This window comes from Acinetobacter guerrae (genome assembly GCF_009372255.1).
In the GTDB taxonomy this organism is placed as follows: Bacteria; Pseudomonadota; Gammaproteobacteria; order Pseudomonadales; family Moraxellaceae; genus Acinetobacter; species Acinetobacter guerrae.
Genome location: NZ_LXGN01000023.1, coordinates 14,024 through 34,495, shown reverse-complemented (window position 1 = coordinate 34,495; position 20,472 = coordinate 14,024). Strand labels below are relative to the sequence as shown.

Annotated in this window: 18 protein-coding genes and 5 tRNA genes; all 23 read left to right on the top strand. The window is 40.9% G+C overall.

Features of this window, described 5'->3' with window-relative positions:
• The first annotated feature begins 14 nt into the window (after window positions 1-14).
• The 23 genes from A7A69_RS09170 (at window position 15) to rpoB (ending at window position 20,393) form a co-directional block, all read left to right on the top strand.
• On the top strand, window positions 15-818 hold the full coding sequence (locus tag A7A69_RS09170; protein ID WP_241675242.1) for a hypothetical protein: 804 nt from the start codon (window positions 15-17) through the stop codon (window positions 816-818).
• Window positions 819-827: 9 nt separating this feature from the next.
• Window positions 828-2,015, top strand: a complete 1,188-nt coding sequence (locus A7A69_RS09165) for a heme biosynthesis protein HemY (protein ID WP_152877155.1) — start codon at window positions 828-830, stop codon at window positions 2,013-2,015.
• An 8-nt stretch (window positions 2,016-2,023) separates the two neighbouring features.
• The gene (locus tag A7A69_RS09160; RefSeq protein ID WP_152877203.1) at window positions 2,024-2,458 is read left to right on the top strand and encodes an acyl-CoA thioesterase; all 435 of its coding nucleotides are present in this window, start codon (window positions 2,024-2,026) and stop codon (window positions 2,456-2,458) included.
• 574 nt (window positions 2,459-3,032) lie between these two features.
• Window positions 3,033-3,359 (top strand): H-NS histone family protein, encoded by a 327-nt coding sequence (locus tag A7A69_RS09155; RefSeq protein ID WP_120370647.1) that lies wholly within the window; start codon window positions 3,033-3,035, stop codon window positions 3,357-3,359.
• Window positions 3,360-3,522: 163 nt separating this feature from the next.
• Entirely contained in the window at window positions 3,523-4,266 is a 744-nt protein-coding gene (gspN, locus tag A7A69_RS09150) for a type II secretion system protein N (RefSeq protein ID WP_152877153.1), read from the top strand.
• Window positions 4,266-5,102 (top strand): type II secretion system protein N, encoded by an 837-nt coding sequence (locus tag A7A69_RS09145; RefSeq protein ID WP_152877151.1) that lies wholly within the window; start codon window positions 4,266-4,268, stop codon window positions 5,100-5,102. Before gspN ends, A7A69_RS09145 begins: the two co-directional genes overlap by 1 nt.
• A gap of 42 nt (window positions 5,103-5,144) precedes the next feature.
• Window positions 5,145-7,406 (top strand): type II secretion system secretin GspD, encoded by a 2,262-nt coding sequence (gene gspD, locus A7A69_RS09140; protein WP_152877148.1) that lies wholly within the window; start codon window positions 5,145-5,147, stop codon window positions 7,404-7,406.
• 70 nt (window positions 7,407-7,476) lie between these two features.
• Window positions 7,477-8,130: an FHA domain-containing protein gene (locus A7A69_RS09135; RefSeq protein ID WP_152877201.1), complete on the top strand. Its 654-nt coding sequence runs from the start codon at window positions 7,477-7,479 to the stop codon at window positions 8,128-8,130.
• A 76-nt stretch (window positions 8,131-8,206) separates the two neighbouring features.
• On the top strand, window positions 8,207-8,875 hold the full coding sequence (locus tag A7A69_RS09130; protein WP_151981848.1) for a phosphoglycolate phosphatase: 669 nt from the start codon (window positions 8,207-8,209) through the stop codon (window positions 8,873-8,875).
• Window positions 8,876-9,000: 125 nt separating this feature from the next.
• The gene (gene trpE, locus A7A69_RS09125) at window positions 9,001-10,494 is read left to right on the top strand and encodes an anthranilate synthase component I (RefSeq protein ID WP_152877146.1); all 1,494 of its coding nucleotides are present in this window, start codon (window positions 9,001-9,003) and stop codon (window positions 10,492-10,494) included.
• A gap of 98 nt (window positions 10,495-10,592) precedes the next feature.
• Window positions 10,593-10,668 (top strand) — tRNA-Thr (locus tag A7A69_RS09120).
• Between the two features lie 58 nt (window positions 10,669-10,726).
• Window positions 10,727-10,810, top strand: a tRNA-Tyr gene (locus A7A69_RS09115).
• A 37-nt stretch (window positions 10,811-10,847) separates the two neighbouring features.
• Window positions 10,848-10,923, top strand: a tRNA-Gly gene (locus tag A7A69_RS09110).
• A gap of 13 nt (window positions 10,924-10,936) precedes the next feature.
• Window positions 10,937-11,011: transfer RNA gene (locus A7A69_RS09105), tRNA-Thr, on the top strand.
• A 171-nt stretch (window positions 11,012-11,182) separates the two neighbouring features.
• Complete coding sequence (gene tuf, locus A7A69_RS09100) at window positions 11,183-12,373, top strand: elongation factor Tu (RefSeq protein ID WP_152877144.1); 1,191 nt, start codon at window positions 11,183-11,185, stop codon at window positions 12,371-12,373.
• A 57-nt stretch (window positions 12,374-12,430) separates the two neighbouring features.
• Window positions 12,431-12,506, top strand: a tRNA-Trp gene (locus A7A69_RS09095).
• A 69-nt stretch (window positions 12,507-12,575) separates the two neighbouring features.
• Window positions 12,576-13,016: a preprotein translocase subunit SecE gene (gene secE, locus A7A69_RS09090; protein ID WP_120371118.1), complete on the top strand. Its 441-nt coding sequence runs from the start codon at window positions 12,576-12,578 to the stop codon at window positions 13,014-13,016.
• A gap of 7 nt (window positions 13,017-13,023) precedes the next feature.
• Entirely contained in the window at window positions 13,024-13,557 is a 534-nt protein-coding gene (gene nusG, locus A7A69_RS09085; RefSeq protein ID WP_120371117.1) for a transcription termination/antitermination protein NusG, read from the top strand.
• A 116-nt stretch (window positions 13,558-13,673) separates the two neighbouring features.
• Window positions 13,674-14,102 carry a 50S ribosomal protein L11 gene (rplK, locus tag A7A69_RS09080; protein WP_004637639.1) on the top strand — a complete coding sequence of 143 codons (429 nt, stop codon included), beginning with the start codon at window positions 13,674-13,676 and terminating at the stop codon, window positions 14,100-14,102.
• 3 nt (window positions 14,103-14,105) lie between these two features.
• Window positions 14,106-14,801, top strand: coding sequence for a 50S ribosomal protein L1 (rplA, locus tag A7A69_RS09075; RefSeq protein WP_120371116.1), 696 nt, complete (start codon window positions 14,106-14,108; stop codon window positions 14,799-14,801).
• Between the two features lie 274 nt (window positions 14,802-15,075).
• Window positions 15,076-15,582, top strand: a complete 507-nt coding sequence (rplJ, locus tag A7A69_RS09070; RefSeq protein WP_120371115.1) for a 50S ribosomal protein L10 — start codon at window positions 15,076-15,078, stop codon at window positions 15,580-15,582.
• 42 nt (window positions 15,583-15,624) lie between these two features.
• Window positions 15,625-15,996 carry a 50S ribosomal protein L7/L12 gene (rplL, locus tag A7A69_RS09065; RefSeq protein WP_004985065.1) on the top strand — a complete coding sequence of 124 codons (372 nt, stop codon included), beginning with the start codon at window positions 15,625-15,627 and terminating at the stop codon, window positions 15,994-15,996.
• A gap of 308 nt (window positions 15,997-16,304) precedes the next feature.
• A complete protein-coding gene (gene rpoB, locus A7A69_RS09060) occupies window positions 16,305-20,393 on the top strand; it encodes a DNA-directed RNA polymerase subunit beta (RefSeq protein WP_151981197.1) in 4,089 nt (1,362 codons plus the stop codon).
• Window positions 20,394-20,472: the final 79 nt, after the last annotated feature.

The window sequence follows — 20,472 nt, the reverse complement described above, 5'->3', positions numbered from 1 at the left end:
TAGTGATCCTGGCTTTGTTGTGGCTCGCAAAGTTAAGTTATGACTCCTATCAGCTTTCTCAGCGTTTTGATCTTCTTCAACAAAATATTACTCAAATTGAGCAAAATAATGCCAATTTAAATGATCATTTGGTGGCTTTGCAGCGTCAATTATCCAATCCTTCCAATACAGCCTCTGCTTCACAGGGCGAGCAAACCTTATCTGCACCTCTTCATACCGCATTGAATCCTGTGGTTGTGATTAAACAACAATTAGAACTTGTGCAATTTGCGTTGCAACAACACCAATATATATATGCAGTCGATAAACTGAATCAATTGAATCAGTCTTTAGCGGGTTATACTCTAGCGCCTGCGTTGGAACGCAGTCTGCATGAAAGTATTAATAAAGATAAACAAGTGATTCAGCAATTCGTGATTTCTAAAAATCAGCAACAGCAAAACTTCGATGATCTGATTCAGTTGATTGATAAAGATTTGCAAAAGGCGCAAGAAAATACCCACGTCGAACTGAAAAGACAGAAACAGCATTACTTTTGGGAAGGTTGGTTTCAGTTGCAGCGTGTTGATCGTGCTCCCGCAGAACTTATTAATCGACGTATTATTTTAAAAGAAGTGCAATTGCGCTTATTGTTGGCTCGTCAGGCAATCAATGATGGGCATTTAACCGAATATCAGCACGTTTTAAGCATGGCGATTCAACAGCTAGCACAACTTCCAGATCAATCAAGTCAAGATCTAAAAATGCGACTGGAAAAACTGAAACAACTGCCTACACTTCCTGTGCCTAAACTCATCACACTTGAACTATTGGGATAAGGAGGATCTATGCGCGCATTACTCCAGACTTATGCCGTGGTGGCTTTGTGTTTGTTAGCATTACTCAGTGTCTTGAGTTATGGCTATGGCGCAGGTTATGTTTATATCTATTGGCGTGACTGGCAGTTACAAACCAATGTCTGGATATTGTTACTTTTGATTGGAGTACTGACTTTATTTGTGCAATTAATCTGGATGTCAGTCCGAAGATATTTACATCGCGAACAGCGTAAGTTAGAAACTGTTTTTAATTTTTCTCATTTACATCCTTATGAGCAACTTGGCGTGATTTGGTTGCTGGAAGCGGCAAAAGATCAGCAAAGTTTTGTCAATCAGGTATTTGATAAATCTGGTTTATTGAAAGGAATTGTCGAGGCAAAACTGTTATTTCAGAAAGAACAATATGATCAGTCCTTGAATGCACTGAATCAGACTTCTCCGATGGCATTTGAACTGGCTGAATTACAACGTATTGAGCTTTTTTTAGCTAAAGGTGAAACTGAACAAGCCTTAACGCATTTGGAGTTTTTGCAACAACATCAATTGTCGCCGTGGCTCAAACAAATTGAACACGCGTATCAGCAGCGAATTACGGTACTCTGGGGACAGTTGGCATTACAACAGCCTTGGGTCTATTTACGTTCAATGAAATATGGACATTTGGATCCACAAAGCCGTGATCTATGGTTGCAACAATTATTGACACAGTTCGATCAGGCTTCTTTAGATGATTTACAGGCTATTCAACAGCGTTATCAGGATTTAGAGCAAGAAATTAAAACACGACCTTATACCAGTAAGGCATTATGGCTTAAATTATTGGCGCGTTTGCCTGAAATGAGCTTACAACATGAAATGTTGGCTTTACATTTATTGGATGAACAATTTGACCGAGATGTATTTTATTTATGGTTTCAGCAACAACTACTAAAACAAAATCCTGATTATCAGGATATTGAGAAAAAAATAGAAAAATTTGAACAGCATTATTTGAGTATGCCGATACTGACTTTTGCAAAATGGCATGTTTATATGGCAACAGGGCGAAAAATAGAAGCAGATGGATTATTACAATTGTATCCAGATGATGTGCTGATGAGTTATTTGCGGGTAAAGTCACAATTGAATGAAAGTCAGATTCAGCAATTAAACTTAGTCTTTGAAAACGATGCTAATTTTTTGAAATTTAAAATATGAGTCAAATTATGAATGAGCTTGCACAATACCCTGTGATTCATGAACAAATTGTAGCATGGGGTGATATGGATGCCTTTGGTCATGTAAATAATGTTTTATATTATCGATATATTGAAAGTGCGAGAATTCGCTATTTAGACTGTCTAAATATTTTTGATGAGAAAATATATACTGTAGTTGCATCAAATCAGTGCAAATATTTAAGTCCGGTATTTTATCCAGACACTTTAAAAATAGGTGCAAGAATCGAAGAAATGCGTAATAGTGCTTTTAGAATGAGTTATCTATTATGGAGTACGGTTCAGGAAAAAGTTGTGGCAACAGGTGAAGCTGTCATGGTTGTAGTTGATCCTGTTCACTTAACCAAGCAAGCTATTCCAGAATTTGTGAAACAAAAAATCATCAAGTTAGAGCAACAAGTAGGTCACGAGCTTCATACTTAATCTGTTGTTATGCGCTGCATGCTTTTAAACTTATTTTACTGATAAAGCTGTCTGAATAAATATTAATCTGTGCTGAAAAGTTACTATGTGAGCGCTACTTTTTACCACTTTATGATTTGAATATGAATTCAAATTATTAAAGAGCATCATTTGATAGATGATGCTCTTTTTATTTATTATGAAGCAAAGTATATCTGTTGTAGTTTGATTTTTTTGAATATTTTTTTAATGTCCTATCGGTTATAAGGCTTTTGAGTCAATAGACAGAAATGTCTATTTTTAGGCTAAAATTGATTTTTTTACTCCAGATAAAAACGAATCTCAACTCATCTGACTGATTAATGTAATTAATGATTTATTATAAAACTTATCATTTCTCAATTAAAATGACTCATATAATGCAAAGCTCTAAGTGGTAATTGGAATGGTTATATTTGTAGCTTGTTGTTTAAAATTTGGTTTTAATACTTGATTAAGGGACTTGAATTAAAATAGTATTAGTTTGAATTTAATTCAAAGAATTAATTTTAAATTTTTGTCTGAATAATATTTTGTTTATTGGAGTAGGTTTTTAATGAAACCAGATATTAGCGATCTTTCGGTTGATGAATTAAAGCGTTTGCAAGAAGAAGCAGAAGCTTTAATTGCATCAAAAAAAGATCAAGCAATTGAAGATGCATATAATCAAATTTTGGCAGTTGCTGAGGCGGTTGGTTTTACGGTTGAAGAGTTACTTGAATATGGTGAGCAAAAACGTAAAAAAACCACGCGTAAATCAGTAGAGCCTCGCTACCGCAACAAAAACAACTCAGAAGAAACTTGGACTGGCCGTGGTAAACAACCACGCTGGTTAGTGGCTGAGTTAGAAAAAGGTGCAAAACTAGAAGATTTCTTGATCTAGTTTTCATCTTTTTGTCACTCAATCACCTTAAAGTTAGAAAAACCAAGCAAGAATGCTTGGTTTTTTTATAGAGTTGAATTGGCGATGTTGAAAAAGTATGCATAATGTCTAAAAGAGAAAAATCTCAACAGGGAAAGGCAGTTTGCATAGTGGTAATGGCTAAATGAAAAAAAAATCGAAGCAAGTGACATGGTGGATATTTGCTGTCATTGCATTTTTAGTCTTTGTGGTTTTACAAATTCCTGCGAATTGGTTAATTTCAAAATTTTCTAAAAATAATCAAACCCTCAGTAATGTCAGTGGCAACATTTGGCAAGGACAAGCCGATTGGCATCGTGGAAATCTACGAGGTTCTTTGCACTGGAATACGCGTCCACTCGATTTGATTTTATTGCGGGCTGCAGCCAATGTTGAAATTCATAGTGGCAATACCCAATTGAATGCAATTTTGGGTTATAGCTTTGGTCAAAAAGTGATTATTCGTCAACTTAATGGTCAAGTTGCACCTGAAACATTGAAATCGATTGTAAATTGGCAATGGCCTGCAAATAGCATCCAACTTAATGATGTAAAATTTAACTATCAAAAAGATAAAGGATTTACGCAGAGCGAAGGACAATTGCATTGGGGCGGTGGCGAGTTGGTTTATACCTTTGGTCAGCGACAGGAGCGTATGAGCATGCCGTCATTACAAGGACAGTTACAAGATAAAGATGGGCGTTTGCAAATTGATATTCGGGATCAACGTAGTCAAAAAATGGCGAATCTGGCCTTTGATCAAAATCTGATGCTCGATGTTCAACTGACTCAGCGTTTATTACTGAATGTTCCTTCCTATGAAGGTAAAGCAGGGTTAGATACTTTTGTTATCAGTACTCGTCAGCCATTGTTCTCAGGTGGATTTTAATGAAAACAATGTTTGAACGTATGCGAAATATACCTTGGCACAAAGCTGATCAATTGTCGGCTCTAGTGCTGATCTTTTTAATTTTGTGGTTGTGCTGGAAATTGGCTTCACTATTTTGGTGGGTGGTTGCTCCACCACAAGCTATGCAGTTTGATCGTGTTGAATTAGGATCTATGCAGGCGCAAATTCCGAATATCACAAGTTTTTCATTATTTAGCGAACCGACTGCAACAGCGGCAAATGATACTCAAAATTTTGAATTACAAGGCGTGATGATTGGTTATCCAGATCGTTTTTCGTCTGCTGTGATTAAAGTCAATGATAAAGCAGAGCGCTATCGTGTTGGCGATACCATAGATAATAGTGCTTACCAATTATCAGAAGTGTATTGGGATCATGTGGTATTGCGTCAAAATAGTGGCGCAGTTCGTGAAGTTCGGTTTAAGGGGCTTGAAAATGGCTTATATCAACCTATTGTGCCACCCGCTCAATCTGCTTCTACAACTGCTGCTGTTCCACCTGCTGCTGCGCAAAGCTCCAATGCAGTAATCGGGCAGGCGATTCAACAGATGCAGCAAAACCGTGATCAATATTTACAGAATATGGGTGTAAGTGCTGCCAATGGATCAGGTTATGAAGTGACCGATCGTACCCCTTCGGCACTTCGCAATACTTTAGGTCTAAGACCTGGGGATCGCATTCTTTCAGTCAATGGACAGACAGTTGGTCAAGGACAAAATGACGTACAACTGTTAGAACAGGTGAAGCGCGAAGGTCAGGTCAAAATAGAAATAAAACGTGGTGATCAGGTGATGACCATACAACAAAGTTTTTAAGTGATGTTGATCATCATAACGAGTTAGGAAAAAGAGCAGGCTATGGCTTTATTGAATCATCGTCCACTTTGGGCTTTACTGGCAGCCGCTCCAGTCATGGCAGCTATTAGTACAAGTGCCTTTGCACAAACATGGAAGATTAACTTACGCGATGCTGATTTAACTGCATTTATTAATGAAGTTGCTGACATTACAGGTAAAAACTTTGCGGTAGATCCGCGCGTCCGTGGCAATGTTACGGTCATTTCAAATAAGCCTTTAAATAAAAATGAAGTATATGATTTATTTTTAGGGGTTTTGAATGTTAATGGTGTGGTCGCCATTCCTTCTGGTAATACCGTGAAACTGGTTCCAGACAGTAATGTTAAAAATGCAGGTGTCCCTTACGACTTACGCAATAATGCGCGCGGAGATCAAGTGGTGACTCGTGTTATTTGGGTGGAAAATACCAACCCAAATGATCTGATTCCAGCATTGCGTCCGCTCATGCCACAATTTGCCAATCTGGCTGCTGTGCCAGGAACCAATGCATTAATTGTTTCTGATCGTGCTGCAAATATTGCGCAACTTGAAACGATAATCCGTAATCTGGACGGTACAGGGCAAAATGATGTCGAAGCGGTCGCTTTGCAGAACAGTCAGGCAGAAGAAATCATCAGTTTGCTTGAGTCTATGAGTTCGACGGGTTCATCCAAAGATTTAAATGGGTCGCGTGTGCGTATTATTGCGGATACTCGAACCAATCGAATTTTGGTAAAAGGGGATACTGGGAGCCGTAAACGCATTCGCAACCTAATTGAAACGTTAGATGTGCCTTCTGCAGATCGTCTAGGTGGTCTAAAGGTTTTTCGTTTAAAATATGCCAGTGCTAAAAATTTGGCAGAAATTTTACAGGGCTTGGTGACGGGGCAATCAGTTTCATCCTCAAATAATGGTAGCCATAATAATTCGAGTTCAAATTCAAGTAATAATATTAATAATTTAGTCGGCAACCAGAATCAGAATTCCAGTACAGGAAGTAGTTCTATTTCAACGCCATCGATTAACTTAAATAATAGTTCCAGTTCTAATCAGAATCAAAATGCCATCACCAGTTTTAACAATAACGGTGTCAGCATTATTGCAGATAGTTCGCAAAATGCTTTGGTGGTCAAAGCGGAGCCACAGTTGATGCGCGAAATTGAAGCCTCAATTCAACAACTCGATATCCGCCGTGAACAAGTGTTGATTGAAGCCGCCATTATTGAAGTATCTGGCGATGATTCAGATCAATTAGGTATTCAATGGGCGCTAGGTGATTTAAGTAGTGGTGTTGGGCTAATTAGCTTTGGCAATGTGGGTGCAAGCTTGGCTTCTATTGCAGCGGGTTATGCTAGCGGTGGTACATCAGGGGCTGCGGCTGCTATTGCAGGAAGTGCCAATAAAGGTAATGGTGCAACCATTGGGCTAGGGAATTTCGATTCGCGTAAAGCATATGGTGCATTGATTCAGGCACTCAAAACCAATACCAAGTCTAACCTATTATCAACGCCATCTATCGTGACAATGGATAATGAAGAAGCTTATATTGTCGTCGGGCAGAACGTGCCTTTTGTTACAGGGTCGGTTTCTACAGGTTCTTCAGGCACAGTGAACCCTTATACGACTGTTGAGCGAAAAGATGTGGGGATTACCCTAAAAGTAATACCACACATTGGTGATAATGGAACAGTGCGTCTGGAAGTAGAGCAAGAAGTTTCTGCGGTTCAGGATAATAAGGGGCAAGCACAGGATTTGGTGACCAGTAAACGCGCGATAAAAACGGCTGTTTTGGCTGAACATGGTCAAACTGTCGTATTAGGCGGTTTGATCTCAGACAATACCATGCTTTCGCGTCAAGGCATTCCAGGATTAAGCAGTATTCCTTATGTCGGTCGTTTATTCCGCTCAGATTCACATAGTAATGAAAAGCGTAATTTGTTGGTATTTATTCATCCAACCATTGTGGGTGATGCAAATGATGTTCGTCGTATTTCACAGCAACGCTATAATCAGCTTTATAGCCTTCAGTTGTCGATGGATAAGGATGGCAATTTTGCCAAGCTACCTGAGAATATTGAAAATATTTATCAACCCGCAACTGCTGCAATTACAGCACAAGCATCAAATTATCAAAAAGTGCCATCTTCGGGGCAAAATCAGGTTATTGCCACGCCAGTTGCAGTTGAGCCTGCTGTGCAGCGACAATCTATTGCCTTACCTGCAAAAGAAGTTGAGCGAACTAAAAATACAGTGACAACAACAACAGTACGACCAGCATCTTAACAGGATCGGCACGAAATCATATTTTGAGCATGTTATGATGTTACCAGATCAAAAATTAGAGAGTTTAGTTATGACTTGGAAGTTACAGGCGATCACGGGTGAGTTTACGGGGCAGGAAATAAGTGTCGATCACGATTTACTAGTTGGACGTGGTCAGGACGCAGGTCTGGTTTTACAAGCCGCAGAGATTTCACGTAAACATGCTGCACTTGTGTTAAAAGCGGATCAGCTCTGGGTACAAGATCTAAACTCTTCAAATGGTACTTTTGTCAATGATTTGCGCATTGAGCAAGAAGTGCAGTTACATGAAGGCGATATTGTACAGTTTGCAGGACTGAAGTTTTCTGTCTTGGCGCCAGCAGAACAAAATTCTGATTTACCAGAAATTGAAGTCGAACCTGTAACAGAAAAACCAGTTCAACAGGTTTTGAAAACGCCAGCGCAGGAAATGAATGATGCGGGTATGCCAAGCCTGAGTGAACGAGCAGTTGAAACATCGCTTGGTCATGAGGGTATGCCAAAATCTGTCGAGGTGCCAAAACCTGCACCTATTCCTGTAGGTGTTGATGTTAAGGTTCAAGCTAAGCCAGAACCAATACCATTCGAGCAACCTGTTTCACGTGTTGAGCAAGAAAAAGAACAACAGAAAAATGCATCTGTTGGTCTTATGACTGTAATCGTCATTATTATTTTGGCAGTTTTGGCGTGGCTATTCTTTAAATAAAATATCGAATGCAATCAAAGGGCATGCATGGGCATGCCTTTCTTATTTGAGTAAAAATCATGAGTAGGCTAGATAAATGTCATTATTAAAAATTGAACAACGAAAATTAATTTTATTTGATCTGGATGGAACATTGGTCGATACCGCTTCGGACATGTATCGTTCTATGAACTTAACCTTACAAAGCTTGGGGTGGCCAACAGTTACTGAAACTCAGGTTCGTCAATGGGTCGGGCAGGGTACAGGCAAACTCTGTGATGCAGTTTTAATGTTTTTGTTCGGTCAAATTGACTCAGAAAAACATCAACGATTATTAGAAAAATATTTAGAAATTTATGCACGGGAATTGTGTGTTCATAGCCGTTTATTTGATGGTGTTCAATCATTTTTGGATAGCTGCAAAAATCGTCATATTGATATGGCTTGTGTGACCAATAAACCAGAGTTGTTGGCAAAAGAACTATTACAAAAGCTTAAGGTAGATCATTATTTTTCGCTTGTAGTTGGTGGAGATAGTCTCCCGCTTCGAAAACCAGATCCTTTGCCTTTGCTGCATAGTATGCAAGTCTTTGACACCACGCAGTTACAGACATTAATGGTTGGCGATTCAAAAAATGATATAGAAGCTGCTCGCCGTGCAGGTATCGATTGTATTGTAGTCAGCTATGGCTATAATCATGGAGAGAATATTTACGATAGTGATCCACAACAAGTGGTCGATCGTCTTGATCAACTATTGGTTTAAATGAAAGTTTTTATTAGAAAGTGAATAAGGAGTGTGGAATGAATTTGGGTCAGGTTTTTCGATGGCGATAATCGCGTCTTTTATCAACATTATCGTGCTTAACTAGAAACCATTGAGAGAAATTCATGACAACACTTGCACAGTTTGAACAATTAAAAGCTGCGGGCTATAACACTATTCCTGTTTATCGCCAACGTCTGGCAGATACTGAAACCCCTTTATCCGTATTTGCGCGTTTAAAAGATCATACACAGGCATATTTATTTGAATCAGTAGAAGGTGGTGAAAACTGGGCACGTTACTCAATCATTGGTTTAGGTGAATCCACAGTTTTTTCCTGCAATGCGGGACAGCTCACGATAAAAAATGCACAAGGTCAGATCGAAACTCAAAATTGTGCCGATCCTTTTCAATATATTCGTGAATATCAAAGCCAGTTTAAAGTTCCTCCACATGCTTTGATTCCAGCATTACCACAATTTACAGGCGGTCTGGTGGGATATTTTGGTTACGATGCGGTACGTTATATCGAGCCACGTTTAAATAATGTGCCTGAAGCAGATCCAGTCGGTTTGCCAGATATTTGGATGATGTTATCTAAAACCGTTATTATTTTTGATAATTTAAAAGATACACTTTTCTTAATCGTTCATGCCGATACACAAGATGAAGAAGCTTATCAATCCGCGCAAAATCAACTAGATTCTTTAGAAAGATTGTTGGCAACACCAGTGAGCCTGCAAGCCAAGCCCCATACTGCTCCTCATTTTGAATCTTTAACAGGTAAAGCTAAATTTCTGCAATCCATTGAAACCGTCAAGGAATACATTCGTGCTGGCGATGTCATGCAAGTTGTGCCAGGTCATCGGATGGTTTCAGATTTTGATGGAGATGCTTTACAGGTTTATCGTGCGCTACGTCATTTAAATCCTTCACCTTATTTGTTTTTAGTTCAGGGACAAACGCTAACCGATAATCAGCCTTTTCATATCGTAGGATCTTCACCAGAAATTTTATCTAGACTTGAAGATGGTATTGCGACTGTACGTCCATTGGCGGGCACACGTCCTCGCGGTAAAACCAAAGAAGAAGATATTGCTTTAGAGCAGGAGTTGCTGAACGATGAAAAGGAAATTGCTGAACACTTAATGCTTATCGATTTAGGTCGTAATGATGTTGGACGTGTCTCTAAAATTGGCAAAGTACAAGTGACTGACCGTATGGTGATCGAACGTTATTCACATGTGATGCATATTGTTTCGAATGTACAGGGTGAAGTGCGTGATGATATTGATGCTTTAGATGTATTTAAAGCAACCTTCCCTGCGGGCACATTATCGGGGGCGCCAAAAATTCGTGCGATGGAAATTATTGACGAAGTAGAGCCAGTAAAGCGTGGAATTTTTGGTGGAGCAGTAGGTTATTTGGGTTGGCATGGTGAAATGGATATGTCAATTGCAATCCGTACCTGCGTTATTCGTAATAAAAAGGTCTATGTACAGGCAGGAGCGGGGCTTGTTGCAGATTCAAATCCCGAGTCAGAATGGAATGAAACCCAAATAAAAGCTCGCGCAGTGATCAAAGCGGTTGAATTATCGTCAAACGGATTGATTTTGTGAGTTTTTAGCGGTTTTTTTAAAAAAACCGCTTGCATCGTTTCTGAGTTTTGCTAAACTGCACACCGTTCCGATACGAAACGTACGAAACACTAAGAAACGCCGGCATAGCTCAGTTGGTAGAGCAACTGACTTGTAATCAGTAGGTCCACAGTTCGAATCCGTGTGCCGGCACCATCTTAAAGTGGTTTGTTGTTGAAGTAAAGAACTTGCACTGAAAGTTAAGTGTGATATTGGTGAGATTCCCGAGCGGTCAAAGGGAACAGACTGTAACTCTGTCGCGTAAGCTTCGAAGGTTCGAATCCTTCTCTCACCACCATTAACTTCGATTGAAGTGGTAAATGTACCAACACTGTGCGGGAGTAACTCAGTTGGTAGAGTGGCAGCCTTCCAAGCTGCATGTCGCGAGTTCGATCCTCGTCTCCCGCTCCATCGAAGGATTATCGCTCTTATAGCTCAGTGGTAGAGCACTCCCTTGGTAAGGGAGAGGTCTCGAGTTCAAATCTCGATAAGAGCTCCAGATACAGTTTGGTGAATGAAAATTCACAAAAGATTTAAAAAGCAGGCTTATTAGTCTGCTTTTAAAGTATTGGGCGTCTGTTTTTTTAGACTAATGTCGATGTGCTGTGTAGCTTCGGTGCCTTTTGTAGCCTCTTGTAGCTTGCTTTCGACGTAAATGAGGAAGATCATCATGGCTAAAGCCAAGTTTGAACGTAATAAACCACACGTAAACGTGGGCACAATTGGTCACGTTGACCATGGTAAAACAACTCTTACTGCTGCAATCGCAACAATCTGTGCGAAAACTTACGGTGGTGAAGCGAAAGATTACTCACAAATCGACTCGGCTCCAGAAGAAAAAGCACGTGGTATTACGATTAATACATCACACGTAGAATACGATTCTCCAATCCGTCACTATGCACACGTAGACTGTCCAGGTCACGCCGATTATGTTAAAAACATGATCACTGGTGCAGCTCAAATGGATGGTGCGATCCTTGTATGTGCAGCGACTGACGGTCCAATGCCACAAACTCGTGAACACATCCTTCTTTCACGTCAGGTTGGTGTACCTTACATCATCGTATTCTTAAACAAATGCGACCTAGTAGACGACGAAGAGCTTCTTGAGCTAGTAGAAATGGAAGTTCGTGAACTTCTATCTACTTATGACTTCCCAGGTGATGACACTCCAGTAATCCGTGGTTCTGCGCTTAAAGCGTTGGAAGGCGATGCTGGCGAATATGGCGAGAAATCAGTTCTTGACCTAGTTGCTGCACTTGACTCTTATATTCCAGAGCCAGAGCGTGCAATCGACAAAGCATTCTTGATGCCAATCGAAGATGTATTCTCTATTTCTGGTCGTGGTACAGTTGTAACAGGCCGTGTAGAATCAGGTATCGTTAAAGTTGGTGAATCAGTTGAAATCGTGGGTATCCGTGATACTCAAGTAACAACAGTAACTGGCGTTGAAATGTTCCGTAAATTGCTTGACGAAGGTCGTGCAGGCGAGAACTGTGGTGTGTTGTTACGTGGTACTAAGCGTGAAGACGTACAACGTGGTCAAGTATTGACTAAACCAGGTGCGATCAAGCCACACACTAAATTTGATGCAGAAGTATACGTACTTTCTAAAGAAGAAGGTGGTCGTCATACTCCATTCCTAAATGGTTACCGTCCACAGTTCTATTTCCGTACAACTGACGTCACTGGTGCAATCCAGTTGAAAGAAGGCGTAGAAATGGTAATGCCAGGTGACAACGTAGAAATGTCAGTAGAATTGATCCACCCGATCGCAATGGACCCAGGTCTACGTTTTGCGATTCGTGAAGGTGGTCGTACTGTAGGTGCTGGTGTTGTTGCGAAAGTAACTGCATAATCACTTTGCGGTTGCAATTTTTGAGCCGAGAGTCTAGACTCTCGGCTTGTGTGTACTAGGTCAGTAGTTCAATTGGTAGAGCGTCGGTCTCCAAAACCGAATGTTGGGGGTTCGAGTCCCTCCTGGCCTGCCACGTTATGACAAGCTTGATGCTGACTTAAGTGTCATATAATAAGTCGCGAGTTCAACGACGAGTAAAAAAATGTCGAATGATAAATCGCGTGACGCATTAAGCGACGCGCCAATCCCTCAAAGAAATAACTCTGCCGAAGTTGTCACTTCTGGTTCTCCGCTAGATATTGTCTTGTGGATTCTTGCACTGGCATTGTTGGTGGGTGCTGCTATGGTAAATCAATATTTACCAGCTTATTGGCCGCCTGCAACAAGCATTTGGGTGCGTGTTGGTGTAATTATCGCTTGTGTCGTTGTTGCTTTAGGTTTATTATACGCCACCCATCAAGGTAAAGGCTTTGTTCGTTTACTTAAAGATGCGCGTATTGAGCTGCGTCGAGTAACTTGGCCAACAAAACAAGAAACCGTGACCACATCTTGGCAGGTTTTGTTGGTAGTTGTGATTACTGCAATCGTATTGTGGTGTTTCGACTACGGACTGGGTTGGTTAATTAAGTTAATTATCGGATAAAAGAGCTATGAAACGTTGGTACATTATTCATGCCTATTCTGGTTATGAAAAACAGGTAATGCGTTCTTTGAATGATCGTATTGCACGTAGCGCTGTTGCCGATAGCTTTGGTGAAGTTCTTGTTCCTACGGAAGAAGTCGTAGAAATGAAGGATGGTAAGAAGCGTAAATCAGAACGTAAATTCTTTCCTGGCTATGTATTGGTCGAAATGGAAATGAATGATGAAACTTGGCACATTGTTAAAGAATGTCCAAAAGTTCTGGGCTTTATTGGTGGAACAGCAGAGAAACCTGCCCCAATTTCCCAAAAAGAAGCTGATGCGATTCTTGCACGTGTACGTAATACAGGTGAAGCGCCTCGTCCTAAGACGATGTTTGAACCAGGTGAAGAATTATTAGTTACTGATGGTCCGTTCACAGACTTTAAAGGAGTCGTGGAGGAAGTTCAGTACGAGAAGTCACGTTTAACGTTGACGATTAATGTATTTAACCGTCCAACTCAGGTTGAACTCGAGTTTCGTCAAGTCGAAAAAACGATTTAAACTGAATTGGTTGGAAAGCGCCCGATTTGATCGGGCATTTGTTATTACAGCATCTCGTATGTTGTGAAGTAAACATTGGGGAGCTTAGCGGCGTTTGTACCCAGAGGTAATCTATAATGGCTAAGAAGATTGACGGCTATATCAAGCTGCAAGTTCCAGCTGGTAAAGCAAATCCATCTCCACCAATTGGTCCTGCACTAGGTCAACGTGGTGTAAACATCATGGCATTCTGTAAAGAATTCAATGCTGCTACACAAAAACTTGAAGTAGGTTTGCCAATTCCTGTCGTGATCACTGTGTATAACGATAAATCGTTCACATTTATCATGAAAACTCCACCTGCATCTATTCTTCTTAAGAAAGCTGCTGGTATTCAAAAGGGTTCTTCTGTGCCAAACAAAACTAAAGTTGGTAAGTTGACTCGTGCTCAGTTAGAAGAAATTGCGACTACGAAAGAACCAGATTTAACTGGTGCTGATTTAGACGCACGTGTTCGTACCATTGCTGGTTCTGCACGTTCTATGGGCTTGGAAGTGGAGCTATAAGACATGGCAAAGTTAACTAAACGTCAAAAAGCCATCGCTGCTGCTGTAGATACCAACAAAGTTTATACTTTGGAAGAAGCAGTACAAGTTCTTACCGACCTTCCTGCTGCTAAGTTCAAAGAATCTTTGGATGTTGCAGTGAATCTTGGTGTGGATCCACGTAAATCTGATCAAGTAGTTCGTGGTGCAACTACACTTCCAGCAGGTACTGGTAAAACTGTACGTGTTGCTGTGTTCGCACAGGGCGCTGCTGCTGAAGCTGCTAAGGCTGAAGGTGCTGACATCGTTGGTTTTGATGATCTTGCTGAAAGCATTCAACAAGGTAACCTTGACTTTGATGTCGTAATTGCTGCTCCAGATGCAATGCGTGTTGTAGGTAAATTAGGTACGATTCTTGGTCCACGTGGCTTAATGCCAAACCCTAAAGTGGGTACGGTTACTCCTGATGTGGCAAATGCAGTTAAAAATGCGAAAGCTGGTCAGGCACGTTACCGTGTAGACAAAGCAGGTATTATCCATGCTGCGATTGGTCAAGTAGGTTTTACTGCTGAAGCTATCCGTCAAAACGTTGAAACTTTAGTTGCTGACTTGAAAAAGTTAAAACCAGCAACTTCTAAAGGTGTTTACATCAAAAAAATCACGTTGAGCTCAACAATGGGCCCTGGTTTGACTGTTGATGTAAGCAACGTTTCTAACTAATTTTAGTTAAAAGATTTTTAAAGGTCTTGGTGAGTAAAAATATTTGGAAAATCTTTGATAGTTCAAATATTTCACCAAGCGGACTTTGAATTGGTAAATATTAATTTGCCAGCGTCAAAGACCTCAGGTGGTCGAAGTTTCGGCTTTGATCTTAATCAATTGCCTGAGTAGACGCGGTGGTGTGATTTGTTCCTCCTCCGCGTGTAAATCGAAAGGTTTACGAATTGGGAGTGCGTCTAGTTTAGATGCATAAGTCACCTTAGGAGGTTTTACAATGGCTCTTCTTATCGAAGACAAAAAACAGATCGTCGCAGAAGTCAACGAAGTTGCTTCTAAAGCGTTCTCTGCTGTTGTTGCTGACTATCAAGGTTTAACTGTCGAAAAACTTACTCAACTTCGTGTTGAAGCGCGTAAGTTAGGTGTTACTACACGTATCGTACGTAATACTTTGGCTAAACGTTCATTTGAAGGTACTCAGTTTGATATCTTGAATGACAACCTTGTAGGCCCAACAATTCTTGGTTTTTCAACTTCTGAAGACGACATGGGTGCAGCTGCACGCTTGTTCGAAGAATTTGCGAAAACGAACAAAGCATTTGAATTAAAAGCTGCTGCATTTGACGGCAAAGTTTATCAAGGTGCTGAAGTTAGCGTTATTGCAAATCTTCCGAACCAAGAGAAAGCACTTACTATGCTTGCCTCTGTTCTTCAAGCTCCTGTTTCGAAATTGGGTCGCTTACTTACAGCACTCAAAGAGAAAAACGAGTCAGAAGCAGCTTAATCACACATTTACCTTATTCAATATCCATTTGGAGTTATTCTCATGGCTTTAACTAACGAAGAAATCCTAAACGCAGTTGCTGAAAAAACTGTTCTTGAACTTGTTGAACTTATCTCTGCTTTTGAAGAGAAATTCAATGTATCTGCTGCTGCTGTAGCTGTTGCTGCTGCTCCAGGTGCTGGTGCTGCTGCTGCTGAAGAGCAAACTGAATTCAATGTTGAATTGACTTCTTTTGGCGCGAACAAAGTTGCTGTAATTAAAGCAGTTCGTGAAGCGACTGGTCTTGGTCTTAAAGAAGCAAAAGATCTTGTTGAAGGCGCTCCACAAGTTCTTAAAGAAGGCGTTTCTAAAGAAGAAGGCGAAGAACTTAAGAAGAAACTTGAAGAAGCTGGTGCTACAGTTACACTTAAGTAATGTATTAAGGGGCCGATTTTTTGATAATCGGCCCCATAAAATGGCTGATGGCTCTTGGGTCATCAGCCTTTTTGCGTTACAATAATCGGCTCGATTTTTGTTTGTTCGATATAAAAATGTTCGATTTAAAGAACAAATGAACTAAATTCAAACGCTTACCAATATTTTTCTGGTTTAAAAATATTGTTAAGCGTTTTAATACCACTTAAAAATTGCAGCATTTGTAAAAGTGGTGGCCATATCGGCCTGCGTAATTCCATCCAAGCTCGTTCTGCAGGCGGGCCTGGTTTACTTTCCGAGGACTCCAGATGGCATACTCATATACCGAAAAGAAACGGATCCGTAAGAATTTTGGTAAATTGCCTAGCGTCATGGACGCTCCGTACTTGCTTTCGATTCAAGTCGACTCGTATAGAACGTTTTTACAAGATGGCAAATCACCGAAAAACCGCGAAGATATCGGTCTCCAAGCCGCATTTCGTTCAGTTTTTCCTATAGAAAGTTATTCTGGCAATGCTGCTTTAGAATTTGTTGAGTATAGCCTTGGTAAACCAGAGTTTGATGTACGTGAATGTATTCTTCGCGGCTCAACTTATGCGGCACCAATGCGCGTAAAAATTCGTTTGATCATTAAAGATCGCGAAACGAAGTCAATTAAAGACGTTCGTGAACAAGAAGTTTACATGGGTGAAATGCCACTCATGACTGAGAACGGTACGTTTGTGATCAATGGTACCGAGCGTGTCATTGTATCTCAGTTACATCGTTCTCCAGGCGTATTCTTTGATCATGATAAGGGTAAAACCCATTCAAGTGGTAAAGTGCTTTATTCAGCACGTATTATTCCTTACCGTGGTTCATGGTTAGATTTTGAATTTGATGCCAAAGATTTAGTTTATGTTCGTATTGACCGTCGTCGTAAATTATTGGCGAGCGTGATTCTGCGTGCACTGGGTTATAATAATGAACAAATTCTTGATTTGTTCTATGAAAAAGTACCTGTGTATCTGGATATGGGTAGCTACCAGATCGATTTAGTGCCTGAACGCCTGCGTGGTGAAATGGCACAGTTCGATATCGCCGATAACGATGGCAAAATCATTGTTGAGCAAGGTAAGCGTATTAATGCTCGCCACGTACGTCAAATGGAAGCTGCTGGTTTAACCAAACTATCAGTGCCAGACGAATATTTATACGAGCGGATCACTGCTGAAGATATTACTTTACGTGATGGCGATGTAATCTCAGCGAATACTTTGCTTAGCCATGAAGTTATGGTCAAGCTTGCTGAAGGTGGCGTAAAGCAGTTCAATATCTTGTATACCAACGATATCGATCATGGTCCTTTCATTGCTGATACTTTACGTGCTGATACCACATCAGGTCGTGAAGAAGCACTGGTTGAAATCTATAAAGTAATGCGTCCAGGCGAGCCACCAACCAAAGAAGCTGCCGAGAATTTGTTTAATAACTTGTTCTTCTCTTCTGAGCGTTATGACTTGTCGCCAGTGGGTCGTATGAAGTTCAACCGTCGTTTGGGTCGTCCTTACGAAGTGGGTACAGATCAAAAATCACGTGAAGTTGAAGGTATCCTTGCAAATGAGGATATTACTGATGTACTGCGTACATTGGTCGAGATTCGTAACGGTAAAGGTGAAGTCGACGATATCGACCACTTGGGTAACCGTCGTGTCCGTTCAGTAGGTGAAATGACTGAAAATCAATTCCGTGTTGGTTTGGTCCGTGTTGAACGTGCTGTGAAAGAGCGTTTAAGTCAGGCAGAAACAGATAACTTATCACCGCAAGACTTGATCAATGCTAAACCAGTGGCTGCTGCAATCAAAGAGTTCTTTGGTTCAAGCCAGTTGTCACAGTTTATGGATCAAAACAACCCATTGTCTGAAATTACACACAAACGTCGTGTATCAGCACTTGGGCCAGGTGGTTTGACACGTGAACGTGCAGGGTTCGAAGTACGTGACGTACATCAAACTCACTATGGTCGTGTTTGTCCAATTGAAACGCCTGAAGGTCCAAACATTGGTTTGATTAACTCGCTGTCTGTCTATGCTAAAGCTAACGATTTCGGTTTCCTTGAAACTCCTTATCGTAAAGTCGTTGATGGCCGTGTAACGGATGACGTTGAATATCTTTCTGCAATTGAAGAAGTAGGTACTGTTATTGCACAGGCCGACTCGGGTGTTGATGCAGAGGGTAACCTCGTTGAAGAAATGGTTTCAGTTCGTCATCAGGGTGAATTTGTACGTATGCCTCCTGAAAAAGTGACGCATATGGATGTTTCTGCGCAGCAAGTTGTTTCTGTAGCAGCATCACTTATTCCATTCCTTGAACACGATGATGCTAACCGTGCCTTAATGGGTTCGAACATGCAACGTCAGGCTGTTCCAACCTTACTTGCGGATAAACCGCTTGTTGGTACTGGTATGGAAGCGACAGTTGCACGTGATTCAGGCGTATGTGTAATTGCAAAACGTGGTGGTGTGATTGAGTTTGTTGATGCATCCCGTGTTGTCATTCGTGTTCATGAAAATGAAATGATTGCTGGTGAAGCAGGCGTAGATATTTATAACCTGATCAAATACACCCGTTCTAACCAAAATACTTGTATTAACCAGAAAGTTCTTGTCAATCTGGGTGATAAAGTAGGTCGTGGTGATGTATTGGCTGATGGTCCATCTACCGATGGCGGTGAGTTAGCACTTGGTCAAAACATGCGCGTCGCGTTCATGACGTGGAATGGTTATAACTATGAAGATTCGATCTTGTTATCGGAGCGAGTTCTTCAGGAAGATCGTTTAACTTCAATTCACATTCAAGAGTTATCATGTGTTGCACGTGATACTAAATTGGGTGCAGAAGAAATTACTGCCGATATTCCAAATGTGGGTGAAGCTGCACTATCGAAGCTAGATGAATCTGGTATTGTTTATATCGGTGCAGAAGTTACTGCAGGTGATATTCTTGTAGGTAAAGTAACACCTAAAGGTGAAACTCAACTTACTCCAGAAGAAAAATTACTTCGTGCGATCTTCGGTGAAAAAGCGGCTGATGTGAAAGATTCATCTTTACGAGTTCCGTCTGGTACTAAAGGGACTGTAATTGATGTACAAGTCTTTACTCGTGATGGGCTTGAAAAAGACGATCGTGCGCTTGCGATTGAAAAAGCACAATTAGATTCATACCGTAAAGACTTGAAAGAAGAATACAAGATCTTTGAAGAGGCAGCACGTGAACGTATTGTGCGCTTATTGAAGGGACAGGATTCTAACGGTGGTGGTACAACCAAACGTGGAGACAAACTGACTGAAGACGTACTTTCAGGTCTTGAGTTGGTCGATCTTCTTGAAATTCAACCAAGTGATGAAGGCATTGCTGAGCGTTTGAGTCAAATTCAAGTATTTTTGAAAGAGAAAAGTGCTGAAATTGATGAAAAATTTGCTGAGAAAAAACGCAAATTAGCGACTGGTGATGAACTGACCACAGGTGTATTGAAGGTTGTTAAGGTTTATCTTGCGGTAAAACGTCGTATTCAACCAGGCGATAAAATGGCTGGTCGTCACGGGAACAAAGGTGTTGTATCTAACATCTTACCTGTAGAAGATATGCCTCATGATGCTAATGGTGTGCCTGTTGATATCGTCTTGAACCCGTTAGGTGTACCATCGCGTATGAACGTGGGTCAGATTCTAGAGACACATTTGGGCCTGGCAGCCAAAGGTCTGGGTGAGCAAATCGATAAGATGTTGCAACAACAGCGTACGATTGCAGAGCTTCGTGTCTTCCTCGATAAGATTTACAACAAGGTCGGTGGTGAGCAAGAAGATCTAAACAGTCTGACTGATGACGAAGTCTTAGTATTGGCTGGCAACTTGCGTAAAGGTGTACCACTAGCAACTCCTGTATTTGATGGTGCTGAAGAAAGTCAAATTAAAGAGTTACTTGAGTTGGCTGAATTGCCACGTACTGGTCAACAGATTTTGTTTGACGGACGTACAGGTGAGCAGTTTGATCGTCCTGTAACCGTGGGCTACATGTACATGCTGAAACTTAACCACTTAGTGGATGACAAGATGCATGCGCGTTCAACTGGTTCTTATTCTCTTGTAACGCAACAGCCGCTTGGTGGTAAAGCGCAGTTCGGTGGTCAGCGTTTCGGTGAGATGGAAGTCTGGGCACTTGAAGCTTATGGCGCAGCATATACGCTTCAGGAAATGCTGACTGTGAAATCGGATGATGTTGAAGGTCGTACACGCATCTATAAGAATATTGTAGATGGTAACCATTATATGGATCCGGGTATGCCTGAATCGTTCAACGTATTGACCAAAGAGATCCGTTCTTTAGGTATCAACATTGAATTGAAAAATGGTGACTAAATCCCCCTCGATCCCCCTTTGTTAAAGGGGGAAAGTTCCCTCTTTTCAAAGATGGGTTAGGGGAGATTCCAGAATTTCA

What these genes read in the sequence shown, in the direction of transcription:
- A7A69_RS09135 (WP_152877201.1), top strand. Translation starts at nt 7,477, where the DNA reads ATGACTTGGAAGTTACAGGCGATCACGGGTGAGTTTACGGGGCAGGAA.
- gspN (WP_152877153.1), top strand. Translation starts at nt 3,523, where the DNA reads ATGAAAAAAAAATCGAAGCAAGTGACATGGTGGATATTTGCTGTCATT.
- nusG (WP_120371117.1), top strand. Translation starts at nt 13,024, where the DNA reads ATGAAACGTTGGTACATTATTCATGCCTATTCTGGTTATGAAAAACAG.
- A7A69_RS09130 (WP_151981848.1), top strand. Translation starts at nt 8,207, where the DNA reads ATGTCATTATTAAAAATTGAACAACGAAAATTAATTTTATTTGATCTG.
- trpE (WP_152877146.1), top strand. Translation starts at nt 9,001, where the DNA reads ATGACAACACTTGCACAGTTTGAACAATTAAAAGCTGCGGGCTATAAC.
- A7A69_RS09155 (WP_120370647.1), top strand. Translation starts at nt 3,033, where the DNA reads ATGAAACCAGATATTAGCGATCTTTCGGTTGATGAATTAAAGCGTTTG.
- secE (WP_120371118.1), top strand. Translation starts at nt 12,576, where the DNA reads ATGTCGAATGATAAATCGCGTGACGCATTAAGCGACGCGCCAATCCCT.
- rplL (WP_004985065.1), top strand. Translation starts at nt 15,625, where the DNA reads ATGGCTTTAACTAACGAAGAAATCCTAAACGCAGTTGCTGAAAAAACT.
- rplA (WP_120371116.1), top strand. Translation starts at nt 14,106, where the DNA reads ATGGCAAAGTTAACTAAACGTCAAAAAGCCATCGCTGCTGCTGTAGAT.
- A7A69_RS09165 (WP_152877155.1), top strand. Translation starts at nt 828, where the DNA reads ATGCGCGCATTACTCCAGACTTATGCCGTGGTGGCTTTGTGTTTGTTA.
- rplJ (WP_120371115.1), top strand. Translation starts at nt 15,076, where the DNA reads ATGGCTCTTCTTATCGAAGACAAAAAACAGATCGTCGCAGAAGTCAAC.
- A7A69_RS09160 (WP_152877203.1), top strand. Translation starts at nt 2,024, where the DNA reads ATGAATGAGCTTGCACAATACCCTGTGATTCATGAACAAATTGTAGCA.
- rplK (WP_004637639.1), top strand. Translation starts at nt 13,674, where the DNA reads ATGGCTAAGAAGATTGACGGCTATATCAAGCTGCAAGTTCCAGCTGGT.
- gspD (WP_152877148.1), top strand. Translation starts at nt 5,145, where the DNA reads ATGGCTTTATTGAATCATCGTCCACTTTGGGCTTTACTGGCAGCCGCT.
- rpoB (WP_151981197.1), top strand. Translation starts at nt 16,305, where the DNA reads ATGGCATACTCATATACCGAAAAGAAACGGATCCGTAAGAATTTTGGT.
- tuf (WP_152877144.1), top strand. Translation starts at nt 11,183, where the DNA reads ATGGCTAAAGCCAAGTTTGAACGTAATAAACCACACGTAAACGTGGGC.
- A7A69_RS09145 (WP_152877151.1), top strand. Translation starts at nt 4,266, where the DNA reads ATGAAAACAATGTTTGAACGTATGCGAAATATACCTTGGCACAAAGCT.